The organism is Ramlibacter sp. GS1-15 (assembly GCF_057785015.1).
On sequence record NZ_JBYNTU010000002.1, the window covers coordinates 220,974 to 233,294 of the forward strand.

Sequence of the window (12,321 nt, forward strand, 5' to 3'; positions counted from 1 at the left end):
GATACGCGCCGGTTCCCCGCCTCACATCGCGCGTTGTGAGAGGTCGATCACGAGTTGTTCGCGAAATCCGGCCTGTTCGCCTTTCGACGCATAGCCCAGGGTGTTCGCGACGACACGGCAGCCGTTCAGAACGTAGTCGTGCTGACAATGCAGGTGGCCGTGCAGCCACCAATGGGCACGGCGCAGCAGCTCATCCATCGAGTTGCAGAAGCCCGCCGCCGCGGGCGTGATGCCGTAACGCGGGTCGGCGCTGCGCAAGCTCGGTGCGAAATGCGTCACCACGACCGTCGTGCCCTCGAACGGTGTGGCGAGTGCTTCACGCAACCACGCGCCGCACACCAGCGCCTGCTCACGCCAACCCTCCGCGAGCCATGGCGTGCCGCCGCGGGTCGCGAGCGTCTTCTGCAGGTAGAAGTTCGCCGCGCGATAGGCCTTGCCCCGTTGGTGTTCCAGCCGCTCGGGGTCCTGGCGATCGGCATCGGTGACCAGCGCGTCGAAGTCCGCCCACAGCGTCGTGCCGACGAAGCGCGTGTCGCCGAACACGGCGACCTCGCGTTCGAGCCACACGATGTCCAGCCGCTCGCACGCGTCGCGCAGGCGGGCGTGCGCCTCGTCGAAATCGAGGTTGTCGTATTCGTGGTTGCCCGGCACGTACAGCACGGGGCAGGGCCAGCCGTGGCGCGGCGAGCAGCGCGCGAGGCCGAAGTCCGGCTCCTCGAGGCGGCTGCGGGGCTGGTACGAGCCGATGTCGCCGGCCAGCACCAGCAGGTCCACGCCCGGCGCGGGCCGCGGGCGGAATTGCGGATTCGTCTCCAGGTGGAGGTCCGACATCAGCTGTATTCGCACCCGCCTATTGTGCGGGCAGCGCGCCGTGCGCGCAGGCCCGCTTCCCGGCCGCCCGGGCTCCTAGGCGGCAACGGGGGCGTGCACGTCGACGTGGAAGGTGGTGCCCTGGCCGACCACGCTCTGAACCTCGATGGTTCCGCGGTGAAGCTGCACGCATTCCCTGACGATGTGCAGCCCGATGCCGGTGCCCTGGATGTTGCCGACGTTGGTGCCGCGGTGGAAGCTCTCGAACAGGCGCGGCAGGTCCCCCGCGGGGATGCCGATGCCCTTGTCGGCGATGCGAAAGCGCAGCCGGTCGCCCTCGGCCGTCGCGGTGCAGTCCACCGCCGTGTCGGGCGATGAGTACTTGAGCGCGTTGCCCAGCAGGTTCACCAGGATGTGGCTGATCAGCTTGCCGTCGACCAGGCGCGGCCGGTCGATGCCGCTGCAACGCACCGCGATGCGCGATGACTGCGCATGGGCCTGGTCGATCTCGGCCGCGACCTCCACCATCAGGTCCGGGATGCCGAGCGGCTTCGGCTCGAAGACGAACCGGCCCGATTCGAGCCGGCTCGTGACCAGCACCTGGTCGACCATCCTCTTCATGCGGGCCACCGCGTTCTTGACTTGCGCCACGATCTCGCGCCGCTCATCGTCCGGCAGCCGCGCGCCGTAGTCGTCGAGCAGTTCGACCGACGACAGGATCGCGGCCAGCGGCGTGCGGAACTCGTGCGAGGCGACGGCCACGAAGCGCGATTTCAGCTCCGAGAGCTCGCGCTCGCGCGCCAGCGCTTCGCGAATGTCGTGCTCGATCTGCAGCCGCTCGGTGACGTCGGTCAGGAAGTTGAGCGTCGCCGGTGCGTTCTGCCATTCGAAAACGACGGCGCTGATCTCCAGCCAGCGCACCGCGCCGTCGCGATGGACCACGCGGAAGTGGTAGTGGTTCTCCACCGTTTCGCCGCGCAAGCGGCGCAGGTGGTTGCCCAGCACACGATCGCGGTCGTCGGGGTGGATGAACTCGATGAACGGCTTGGACCTGGCGGTGGCATCGTCCAGGCCCGTGATCTCCAGCGCGCGCGGGTTGGCGTACAGGATGCGGCCGCCGGCGGTGATCAGGATGCCCTCGTTGACGTTCTCGACCACCTTGCGGTACTTGGCTTCCGACTCCAGCAGCGCGCGTTCCGCCGTCTTGCGGCGCGAGATGTCGCGCACCAGGGACGTGAAGGTGTGGCCTTGCGCGGTGCGCACCGGCCAGACGGACATCTCCGCGTCGAACGCCTCGCCGTCGCGCCGCAACGCCGTGACCTCCACGCGCCGCTTGAAGATGTCGCCCGTTCCGCCGCGCAGGTATTGCGCGAGCCCGGCGCGATGCTGCTCGCGGTGCGCGGGCGGCAGGATCAGGTCGGCGAGGTCGTGTCCCAGCGCCTCGTCGCGCGTCCAGCCGAAGATGCGCTCGGCCGCGCCGCTCCACTCGACGATGCCGTCGCGCGCGTCGATCGTGATCACCGCATCGTTGGCGGTCGCGATCAGCGCGTCCAGCCGCTGCATCGCGTCGTCCAGGTTGCGCTCGGCATCGGTGCGGCGCGCGACCTCGGCTTGCAATTGCGCCGTCGCGTCGAACTGCCGGGAGATGTCGCGGGCCACGTGCGTGATCCAGTCCTCACCCGAAGCGGCCCGGCTACGGAAGGCTTTCTCGCGCACTCGCGCGGTGCGCGGGGGCCGCGAGCCCATCGCGGGCAGCCGGACCTGGTACTCGGTGGCGTACGGCGACTGGGCGACCTGGGCGCGCACGCGGCGCAGGTGCTCGCGGTCGGCTTCGGCGACGAACTCCAGCAGCGCGTCCGGGCCGTGGCTGCGGGCAGCCTCCGCTCCCCAGAAACGCGCGAACGCGGGATTGGCATACAGGATGCGCCCGCTCGCCGCGTCCTGCACCCACAGCATTTCGTCGATGACGTCTGCCACCTGCGCGAGCCAATGGCCCGACGACAGGGCGGTGATCGGCTGGGCGGACATGGCGCGAGCATAGCGGCATGCCCGATCTGCATCGGGCGGAAGACCCGGCCGGCTTGAAGGCCTAGGGAAAACCCTTATTCTTCACCTATCGACGACAAAGGACCGGCCCAGGGCCGGACCCACCATGTACTTCCTGTTTGCCCAGATCGCCCGCGTCTTCATGCCGGGCCGCAACCGCATCGGCCATGCCGCGGTGCCGCGCTCGCTGCTCGAGCGCGCCGAGGCGCGGGCCGGCACCAGCGCGCGCCAGGCCTCCGAGCTGCGTGGCGCAGCGCTCGCCTACCTGCGCGTCGTCCGCTGAGTCCCGCGCCTACAGGCGTACGCCCGCGGCTTTCACCACCGGGGACAGCTGCGCCACCTGCTCCTTCACGAAAGCCGTGAAGGCGGCCGGCGACGCGGGCGAAAGCACGATCCCGAGATCCTCCATCTTCCGGTGGATTTCGGGCAGCGCGAGCACCTCGTTGCAGGCCGCGTTGATGCGCAGGACGAGGTCGGCCGGCATTTTGGCCGGGCCTGACAGACCGAAGAAATTCTCCAGCACCAGGTTGCGCCGGCCGGTTTCGACCACGCTCGGCACGTCGGGCACGAGCGGCGAGCGCCGGGTCGACGTCACCGCCAGCGGCGCGAGCTGGCCGCCCTTGAAATACGGCACGTAGGCCGTGAGCACGTCGATGCCCACCGGCACGACGCCGGCGATGAGGTCGGTCGTCATCGGCGCGCCGCCGCGGTAGGGCACGTGCACGAAGTTCAGCCCCAGCGCCTTCTTCATCAGCTCGCCGTACACATGGCCGATCGAAGCCGGCCCGCCCGAGCCGAAATCCACGCGGCCGGCGTTCGCGGCGGCTTCGAGATCCGCCAGGCTGCGAAAGCCGGATTTGGGGTTGGCCATCACGACGCAGGGCGCGCTGCCGATCAAGGCGATGTGGGTGAAGGCCTCGACCGGGTCGTAGGGCTGCTTCTCCAGCGCGAAGGGACCGATCGATATCGGGGTCGAGTTCGACAGCAGCAGCGTGTAGCCGTCGGGCGGCGCCTGCACGACCAGCTGGCCGCCGACGCTGCCGCCGGCGCCGGGCCGGTTGTCCACCACGACCGGCTGGCCGAGGCGGGCGCCGAGCGGATCGGCCAGGGCGCGCGCCACGATGTCGCTGGCCCCGCCCGGCGGGAAGGTGACCACGATGCGGATCGGCTTCTCGGGCCAGGCCGCGAACGCCGGCAAGGCAAGCGATGCGACGGAGCCCGCGGCGAGCGCGCGCAGGGCACGCCGGCGTGAGGTGGAGAAGGGATGCTGGGCCATGGAAACCTACTCGGCGGTGGGTGAGCCAGCGTAGCCAGCAAGCCGCATGCCATCAACCGGCACGCGGGCCGAAGGCCCGCTGTGCCGACGCCGCGATCGCCAGCCGCAGCCACGCATGGTCGCTGCGCTGGTTCTGGCGGCGGTGCCACAGCGCGTCGACGTGCACGGGTTGCACGCTGAACGGCAGTTCGCGCAATACCAGCCGGTCGGCGATGCCTGTGACGTCGACGAAGTGGCTCGGAAGCACCGTCAGCAGGTCGGATGTCGACACGACGCGGCCGGCGGTGAAGAACTGGTTCACCGTGAGCACGACGCGCCGCTTCATCCCGAGCGCCGCCAGCGCTTCGTCCACGAAGCCGTAGGGCCGGCCGGAAAAGCTCACCAGCAGGTGGTGCGCGGCGCAGTAGCGCTTCAGCGTGAACGGTCCCTTGGCCAGCGGATGCCCCTCGCGCATCACGCACACGTACTTGCCTTCGTACAGGCGCTGGTGGTCGAACGGCGCCATGCCCCCTTGCTGCGCCTGCGCCGTGAGGTCGGCCAGCACGGCGGGAAAGAAGCCGACCGCGAGGTCCACCTGGCCTTCATCCAGCAAGGGGCGCGGATCGCGCGTGGTGAGCGGCAGCACGCGTACCGACACGCCCGGCGCGTCGCGCTCGATGATCTCCACCATGCCGGGCATGAGCGCCGCCGCCGTGGCGTCCGCCATCGCCAGCAGGAAGGTGTTGTTCGCTTCCGAAGCGACGAAATCCCCCGGCGTGATCGACGCCTCCAGCTGCCGCAGCGCATCGGCGATGGCTGGCCACAAGGCCAGCGCGCGCGGCGTCGGCTCGACGCCATAGCCGCTGCGCGCCACCAGGCGGTCGCCGAGGGCGTCGCGCAGGCGGCTGAGCGCATTGCTCACCGCGGGCTGCGTCATCGAGAGGTTGCGGGCGGCCCGCGTGAGGTTGCGCTCGGCCATCACCTGGTCGAAGACCCGCAGCAGGTTCAGGTCCAGGGTGCGGAAATTCGGTGCTTTCATCATTCCAGTGAATGATAGGCATCATGAATCTAAATTGGAAATATATCAGGGTGAACCCTAGTATGTGGTCACGCGCCAAGAACGGCGTGGCTCTCACAAGGAGGAAACGATGACCACCAGCTTTGCATCCGTTCAATACCCGACCGAACACCCCGGCGTCGCGCGTGCCCAGCGCAGTTTCGGCCTGTTCGCGTCCCTGATCCGGGGCTTCGACGGCGCCCGCGCCGCCTCGAGCATGCTGCTGGCCGCCATCGTCGCCGCCCTGCTGGTCGTCGCCAACCAGGTGATCGACACCTGGACCGAAGGTCACCTGCTGGCCGCCTGGATCGTGCTGTGGACCGTGGCTTTCGCCGCGCTCGCGCTGCTGGCTGCGCCCGCGCGCCGCGCCGTCACCACGCTGCGCATCGGCACGAAGGCGTGGAACGAGCGGCGCCTTCGCTCCCGCGCCGACGAGCAGTACTGGCAGGCGGCCCTCACCGACGCGCGCATCATGGCCGACATCAGCCGTGCCATGAGTGCCGCGGCGCTCGAGGATTCGCGCGCCTACCCGTACTACTGAGATGGTCGCCTTCGCCATCAAGCGCGGGATCGAGCTCGCGCTCAAGGTGCTGCCCGGGACCGCCCGCCGGGCGCTCGATGCCTGGTCCTACCGCGTCGCGTTGAAGCGGCGTGCGCGCCGGCTGAAGCCGCAATCGCAATGAAAAGAGCCACCCCCGGGTGGCTCTTTCGCTTTGGGCCCTGCGCGATCAGCCCGCGAGGCGCTGCTGGATCTCGGCCTTCGTGGCCTGCAGTTCCTGCGGCAGGTGGTACTCCAGCTTCAGGAACAACTCGTGGTGCAGCTGCAGCTCGCTCTCGCTCGCCTCGCGATCGACGCCGATCACCTGATCGAACTGCTCCAGGGTGAAGCTGAGTCCGCTCCAGTTCAGCTCCTCGTAGGCCGGGCTGACGCCGAACGCATGCGGGCGGCCCGCGGCCTGGCCCTCGATGCGGTCGATCATCCACTTGAGCACGCGCATGTTCTCGCCGTAGCCGGGCCACACGAACTTGCCGCTGTCGTCCTTGCGGAACCAGTTGGTCTGGTAGATCTTCGGCAGCTTCGCGCCGCGCTCCTGCAGCCTGCGCCCCATGTCCAGCCAGTGCTGGAAGTAGTCGCTCATGTTGTAGCCGGTGAAGGGCAGCATGGCGAACGGATCGCGCCGCACCACGCCGACCTGCCCGACGATGGCGGCCGTCGTTTCGGAGCCCATGGTCGCGGCCATGTACACGCCCTCGACCCAGTCGTTCGCCTCGGTCACCAGCGGCACCGTGTTCGAACGGCGGCCGCCGAAGATGAAGGCATCGATCGGGACGCCCGCCGGGTCGTCCCAGGCCGGGTCGAGCGCCGGGTTGTTCGTGGCGGCAACGGTGAAGCGCGCGTTCGGGTGCGCGGCCTTCGCGCCGGTTTCCTTCGCGATTGCGGGCGTCCAGTCCTTGCCCTGCCAGTCGATGCAGTGCGCCGGCGGCTCGCCGTCCATGCCTTCCCACCACACGTCGCCGTCGTCGGTGAGCGCCACGTTCGTGAAGATCACGTCCTTGCGCAGCGACTCCATGCAGTTCGGGTTGGTCTTGTAGTTGGTCCCGGGCGCGACGCCGAAGTAGCCCGCCTCGGGGTTGATCGCGTACAGGCGGCCGTCCTGGCCGGGCTTGATCCACGCGATGTCGTCGCCGATGGTCGTGACCTTCCAGCCTTCGAAGGCCTTGGGCGGGATCAGCATCGCGAAGTTGGTCTTGCCGCAGGCCGAGGGGAACGCCGCCGCGACGTGGTACTTCTTGCCCTGCGGGTTGGTGACGCCCAGGATCAGCATGTGTTCGGCGAGCCAGCCCTCGTCGCGGCCCATCGTGGACGCGATGCGCAGCGCGAAGCACTTCTTGCCCAGCAGCGCGTTGCCACCGTAGCCCGAGCCGAACGACCAGATCTCGCGCGTCTCGGGATAGTGGACGATGTACTTGGTCTTGTTGCAGGGCCAGCTCACGTCCTTCTGGCCCGGCTGCAGCGGCGCGCCCACGGTGTGCACGCAGGGGACGAACTCGCCGTCCACGCCCAGCACGTCGTAGACGGCGCGGCCCATGCGCGTCATCAGCTTCATGTTGACGGCGACGTACGGGCTGTCGGACAGCTCGATGCCGATGTGCGCGATCGGCGAGCCCAGCGGTCCCATCGAGAACGGCACGACGTACATCGTGCGGCCGCGCATGCAGCCGTCGAACAGGGGCTGCAAGGTGGCGCGCATTTCTTCCGGCGCCACCCAGTTGTTGGTCGGGCCGGCGTCCTCCTTGCGGCGCGAGCAGATGAAGGTGCGGTCCTCGACCCGCGCGACGTCGCTCGGGTCGGAGCAGGCCAGGTAGGAGTTCGGCCGTTTGGCGGCGTCGAGCTTGCGGAAGGTGCCGGCCGCGACCAGCTGCTGGCACAGCCGGTCGTACTCTTCCTGGCTGCCGTCGCACCAATGGATGCGGTCGGGCTTGCACAGCGCGGCCATGTCGGCCACCCAAGCGATCAGCTTCGCGTTCTTGACGAAGGCGGGGTGGTCCAGCTGCAATCCCTGCATGACGGGAGAGTTCATCCAAAAGCTCCTGAAAAGTGAAACCGGGTTTCAGAACGGCGGAGCTCTGGGGAACCGAGCGCTGCCTTTTTGAAATCGGGCTTCGGCTCAGTCAACGGGCGGGGCTGCGGGGTGGGCAGCGGGTGGGTGTGAAGGGGTGGTTCACTGTCCGCGGGTCGGCTGGGAAGCCAATTTTAGGGAGCGCGGACCGCGCCGGGCTGCCGTGCTACCCGTTTTCCATGCATAACGTGCATAGGTTTATGCATCCGCAAAACGAGTTCCGGCCACGACAAAAGCCGCGCTGAGCGCGGCCGAAATCGCAGAAAGGAAGGGCGGCTTAGGCCAGGTAGACGGCGATGAACGCCAGCAGGAACATCAGCAGGCCGCCGACCACGGGCAGCACGACGGGGATGAGCGGCGTCACGGCTTCGATGGGGTCTTGCTCGGCCGGGTGTTCGGCGTGGGTCGGGTGGGAGGCCATGGTTCGTTCCTGATTCTCGGGATTGCGCCGATTTTAGAGCAGGGCGTAAGTGACGCTCGCCCGACAGACGCTCGTCCCGTCGTCAGCGCCGCGCAGGTCGATCTCGCCGAACGCCAGCGTCTTGCCGGCCCGCAGCACCCGCGCCTGGACCAGCGCGTCCTGGCTCGACAGGGGCTTGAGAAAGCTGGTGTTCATCTGCACCGTCGTGCAGGGGCGGAAACTGCCGGACTGGTTGATCAGGGCCAGCACCATCGCGGTGTCGGCGGCGGCCATCATCGCCTGGCCGCACAGCATGCCGCCGACGCGCGACAGCCGCTCGCTCTGCGGCAGCCGCAAGGTCACGCTCTGGGCATCGAAGCCCTCGACCCGCAAACCCAGTTCCTGCACCCAGGGCGCGAAGTACTCGGCCAGCGCCGACTGCAGCGTGCTCGTCTCCATCATTGCTCCTGGGCCTGGTAGCCGCCGGCCTTCAGCGCCTCGATGACGGCCCGGATGTGGTCGCGCCCCCGTGTCTGCAGCACCAGCTCGATCTCGACGTTCTGCGCGGCCAGCAAGGTGAACGCGCGCTGGTGGTGCACCTCGTCGATGTTCGCGCCGGCTTCCGCGACGATCGCCGTGATGCGCGCCAGCGACCCGGGCACGTCGCGCGAGCTCACGCGGATGCGCGCGAGCCGCCCGGCGCGCACCATGCCGCGCTCGATGATCGCGGCGAGCAGGAGCGGGTCTATGTTGCCGCCCCCGAGCACGAGCCCGACCTTGCGGCCGCGAAATCGCGGCGGATCCTTCAGCAGCGCCGCCAGTCCTGCCGCGCCCGCGCCTTCGACCAGCGTCTTCTCGATTTCGAGCAGCAGCACGATCGCCTGTTCGATATCGCCTTCGTCGACCAGCACGAGGTCGTCGACGCACTTCTCGATGATGGCCTGCGTGATGCGGCCCGGCGTGCCGACGGCGATGCCTTCCGCGATCGTACTGCCGCCCTGCGGCAGCGACGCGTGCTTCACCGCGTTGAACATGTTCGGGAAGCGCAGCGTCTGCACGCCGATCACCTGGATCGACGGCTTGAGCGCCTTCGCGGCGACGGCGATGCCGCCGATCAGCCCGCCGCCGCCCACGGCGACCACCAGCGTGTCGAGCTCGGGCACGGCGCGCAGCATCTCCAGCCCGACGGTACCCTGGCCCGCGACGATGGCCTCGTCGTCGTAGGGATGCACGAAGGTCAGGTCCTGCTCGGCCGCGAGCTTCAGCGCATGGGCGCGCGACTCCTCCAGCGTATCGCCGTGCAGCACAATCTCCGCGCCGAAGCTGCGCGTGCGCTCGACCTTCACGCCGGGCGTGAAGCGCGGCATCACGATCACGGCGCGCAAGCCGAGCCGCTGCGCGTGATAGGCCACCCCCTGCGCGTGGTTGCCGGCGCTCATGGCGATGACGCCGCGCGCCTTTTCGGCATCGCTCAGCTGCACGAGCTTGTTGCAGGCGCCCCGTTCCTTGAAGGATGCAGTGAATTGCAGGTTCTCGAATTTCAGGAAAACCTGCGCCCCGGTGATCTGCGACAGGGTGCGCGACTCCACGCAGGGCGTGTCGAGGACTTGCCCCGCCAGGCGGGCTTCGGCGGCGCGGATGTCGGCGAGTTCCAGCATGGAGGGCGATTGTCACGGCAAATGCCGCCGCCAGTCGCGGAATTCCCACAATCAGCGTCTTCCATGTAGCATCAACTCGCGTTATCGTCCGCGTGGAAATCGGGTCCCCAAGACGGAGGACGTGCCCATGGTCAAGCGTTCGGCGGAATTGCAGCTGCTGCCCTCACCGGGGCTGAAAGACGCGCCCGTGCTGGACCTGATGTGCTCGCATTTCGTGCTGACGCTGGCGGCCAAGCAGGGCGGCAAGTTCAACGTGCGGCGCGACCTGAACGGCCTGTTGTCGCTGGCCGGCCGCCATCTGGTGTGGCCCGTCCCGGCGCTGGCGCGCCTGCGTGAGTTCCTCGCGCGCCGCTGCAAGGACAACGAGTTCTGGCGCGGCCACGAGCAGCTGTCCACCGCCGACTTTCTCGAGCGGCACGGCGTCTGGCGCGGCCCCTACGAAGAAGGCACGCTGTTCTTCTACCTGGACGAGTACGCCAAGGACCAGCCCAAGGACCTGCTGTCGGTGCTGGCCGTGACGGGCGAATGGCTCACGCACGCGCTCAAGAAGCACTCGACGCTGGTCGAAAAGAACATCGACGCGCTGTCGGGCCTGCTGCAATTGAACCAGGCCGAACGGGCCTTGCTGCTGTACGGCACGCTGGCGCGTTACCAGCGTGACCTGCGCAGCCTGCTGGTCGAGTTCAAGGTCAACAATGCCCCCGAGGCCTACGCCGCGATCGCGGAGATCGCCGGCGTGAACGCCAATGATGTGGGCGAGGCGCTGCGCGCGGGCTCGCGCCTGGAGCGCATCGGCCTGGTGGAGAACCTCATCTCCGAGCACAACATCACCGACCTCGCGGACCTGATGAAGGTCAGCGAGAAGCTGCCGCCCGTGCTGATGCGCGAGTACCGCGACCAGAACGAGTTGATGGCCGTGTTCACGCGGCCCTCGGCCAAGAGCCAGTTGAAGCTCGCGGACTTCGGCTTCGTCGACGAGGACGCGCAGGTGCTGTGCTCGCTGCTGCGCAACGCGGTCACGCGCAAGGAACCCGGCGTCAACGTGCTGCTGTACGGGCCGCCCGGCACCGGCAAGACCGAACTGGCGAAGGTGGTGGCGCAGGCCGCGGGCCTCGAATTGTTCGAGGTCGAATATGCGGACCGCGACGGCAATTCGCTGTCGGGGCGCGACCGCTATCGCTCGCTGCAGATCGCGCAGGTGTTCCTGAAGGGCAGCGCGCAGGCGGCGCTGCTGTTCGACGAAGTGGAAGACGTGTTCCCGCCGATCTCCAGCGAGGCGGCGCAGCTGATGGCGCGTGCCGAGCAGGTGATCGCCCCCGCCAGCGGCAGCGTGAGCGGCAAGGCCTGGGTCAACCAGATCCTGGAATCGAATTCGGTCCCGACCATCTGGGTGACCAACCGCATCGAGCAGATCGACCCGGCCTTCCGCCGCCGGTTCGCCTACCACCTGGAACTGAAGTCGCCGCCGCCGGGCGCGCGCGAAGGGCTGGTGCGCAAGACGCTCGAGGGCGTGCCGGTGTCCGATGCGTTCATCGCCAAGCTGACCGAGCGCAAGGGCCTGACGCCGGCGCAGATCCGCACGGCGGTGCGCTTCGCGGGCCTGGCGGGCGCGGAAGGGGCCAAGACCGAAGCACTGATCGAGCGGCAGTTGCGCAACGCGGACCAGGCGCTCGGCAACCGCAGCAGCGAATCGGGCCAGCGCCGCGCGGTGACGACCTACGACCTCGAGATGCTGAACGTCGAAACGCGCTTCGAGGTGCCGCGCATCATCGCCGCGTTGAAGGCGCGCGGCCACGGCACCTTGTGCTTCTACGGCGCGCCCGGCACCGGCAAGACGGCGCTGGCGGAACACATCGCGCGGCAGCTGGACAAGCCGCTGCTGGTCAAGCAGGCGAGCGACCTCATGAGCAAGTTCGTCGGCGAGACCGAGCAGAACATGGCGGCGATGTTCGAGGAGGCGGAAACCGAAAAGGGGGTGCTGCTGCTCGACGAGGCGGACAGCTTCCTGCAGGACCGGCGCGGCGCGCAACGCACCTACGAAGTCACCGAAGTGAACGAGATGCTGCAGGGCATGGAGCGCTTTTCCGGCATCTTCGTGTGCACCACCAACCTCATGGACCGCATAGACCAGGCGGCACTGCGGCGCTTCACTTTCAAGATCCGCTTCAAGCCGCTCACGCCGGCGCAGCGCGAGCGCATGTTCGCGGTCGAGGCGCTGGACGGCAAGGACGAGGCGCTCACGGCCGAGATTCGTGCACGGCTGGCGAAACTCGAACAGCTGTGCCCCGGCGATTTCGCCGCAGTGAAGCGCCAGGTGCAGATCCTCGCGGCCCAGTTCACGGTCGATGAATTCCTGGAGCAGCTCGAAGCCGAGCACCGCATCAAGCCCGAAGTGCGCGAGTCGCGCAGCATCGGCTTCCTGCACTGAAGGGCACCCGCTGACAACGGGGCGGCGGCCGGCGCGGTATACCGGC

At 68.4% G+C, this 12,321-nt stretch carries 12 protein-coding genes; 4 read left to right on the forward strand and 8 right to left on the reverse strand.

The annotated features are described in order from the left end of the window. Nucleotides 1-21: 21 nt before the first annotated feature. Together AC3EF3_RS20075 and AC3EF3_RS20080 are read right to left on the reverse strand one after the other, a co-directional pair. A complete protein-coding gene (locus tag AC3EF3_RS20075; RefSeq protein ID WP_488534033.1) occupies nt 22-846 on the reverse strand; it encodes a metallophosphoesterase in 825 nt (274 codons plus the stop codon). A 60-nt stretch (nt 847-906) separates the two neighbouring features. Beyond that, nucleotides 907-2,838, reverse strand: coding sequence for a sensor histidine kinase (locus AC3EF3_RS20080; protein ID WP_488534034.1), 1,932 nt, complete (start codon nt 2,836-2,838; stop codon nt 907-909). A gap of 124 nt (nt 2,839-2,962) precedes the next feature. On the opposite strand from AC3EF3_RS20080, the gene AC3EF3_RS20085 reads away from it, so the two are divergent. Next, nucleotides 2,963-3,139: a hypothetical protein gene (locus AC3EF3_RS20085; RefSeq protein WP_488534035.1), complete on the forward strand. Its 177-nt coding sequence runs from the start codon at nt 2,963-2,965 to the stop codon at nt 3,137-3,139. 9 nt (nt 3,140-3,148) lie between these two features. Here the strand turns inward: AC3EF3_RS20085 and AC3EF3_RS20090 are convergent, their stop codons facing one another. Both AC3EF3_RS20090 and AC3EF3_RS20095 read right to left on the reverse strand, forming a co-directional pair. Continuing rightward, a complete protein-coding gene (locus AC3EF3_RS20090) occupies nt 3,149-4,132 on the reverse strand; it encodes a Bug family tripartite tricarboxylate transporter substrate binding protein (RefSeq protein WP_488534036.1) in 984 nt (327 codons plus the stop codon). A 52-nt stretch (nt 4,133-4,184) separates the two neighbouring features. After that, nucleotides 4,185-5,150 carry a LysR family transcriptional regulator gene (locus AC3EF3_RS20095; RefSeq protein WP_488534117.1) on the reverse strand — a complete coding sequence of 322 codons (966 nt, stop codon included), beginning with the start codon at nt 5,148-5,150 and terminating at the stop codon, nt 4,185-4,187. A 109-nt stretch (nt 5,151-5,259) separates the two neighbouring features. On the opposite strand from AC3EF3_RS20095, the gene AC3EF3_RS20100 reads away from it, so the two are divergent. Next, nucleotides 5,260-5,709, forward strand: coding sequence for a hypothetical protein (locus AC3EF3_RS20100; protein WP_488534037.1), 450 nt, complete (start codon nt 5,260-5,262; stop codon nt 5,707-5,709). Between the two features lies 1 nt (nt 5,710). Next, nucleotides 5,711-5,851, forward strand: a complete 141-nt coding sequence (locus AC3EF3_RS20105) for a hypothetical protein (protein WP_488534038.1) — start codon at nt 5,711-5,713, stop codon at nt 5,849-5,851. A gap of 45 nt (nt 5,852-5,896) precedes the next feature. Here the strand turns inward: AC3EF3_RS20105 and AC3EF3_RS20110 are convergent, their stop codons facing one another. The 4 genes from AC3EF3_RS20110 to AC3EF3_RS20125 all read right to left on the reverse strand — a co-directional run bounded on the left by AC3EF3_RS20110 (nt 5,897) and on the right by AC3EF3_RS20125 (nt 9,847). Beyond that, nucleotides 5,897-7,750 (reverse strand): phosphoenolpyruvate carboxykinase (GTP), encoded by a 1,854-nt coding sequence (locus AC3EF3_RS20110; RefSeq protein WP_488534039.1) that lies wholly within the window; start codon nt 7,748-7,750, stop codon nt 5,897-5,899. A 316-nt stretch (nt 7,751-8,066) separates the two neighbouring features. Next, nucleotides 8,067-8,210 (reverse strand): hypothetical protein, encoded by a 144-nt coding sequence (locus AC3EF3_RS20115; protein WP_488534040.1) that lies wholly within the window; start codon nt 8,208-8,210, stop codon nt 8,067-8,069. A 33-nt stretch (nt 8,211-8,243) separates the two neighbouring features. Next, nucleotides 8,244-8,648 carry a PaaI family thioesterase gene (locus AC3EF3_RS20120; protein ID WP_488534041.1) on the reverse strand — a complete coding sequence of 135 codons (405 nt, stop codon included), beginning with the start codon at nt 8,646-8,648 and terminating at the stop codon, nt 8,244-8,246. Further along, nucleotides 8,648-9,847: a threonine ammonia-lyase gene (locus AC3EF3_RS20125; RefSeq protein WP_488534042.1), complete on the reverse strand. Its 1,200-nt coding sequence runs from the start codon at nt 9,845-9,847 to the stop codon at nt 8,648-8,650. Before AC3EF3_RS20125 ends, AC3EF3_RS20120 begins: the two co-directional genes overlap by 1 nt. A gap of 127 nt (nt 9,848-9,974) precedes the next feature. Here AC3EF3_RS20125 and AC3EF3_RS20130 point away from each other — a divergent pair, with 127 nt between their 5' ends. After that, nucleotides 9,975-12,275 carry an ATP-binding protein gene (locus AC3EF3_RS20130; RefSeq protein ID WP_488534043.1) on the forward strand — a complete coding sequence of 767 codons (2,301 nt, stop codon included), beginning with the start codon at nt 9,975-9,977 and terminating at the stop codon, nt 12,273-12,275. Nucleotides 12,276-12,321 lie beyond the last annotated feature (46 nt).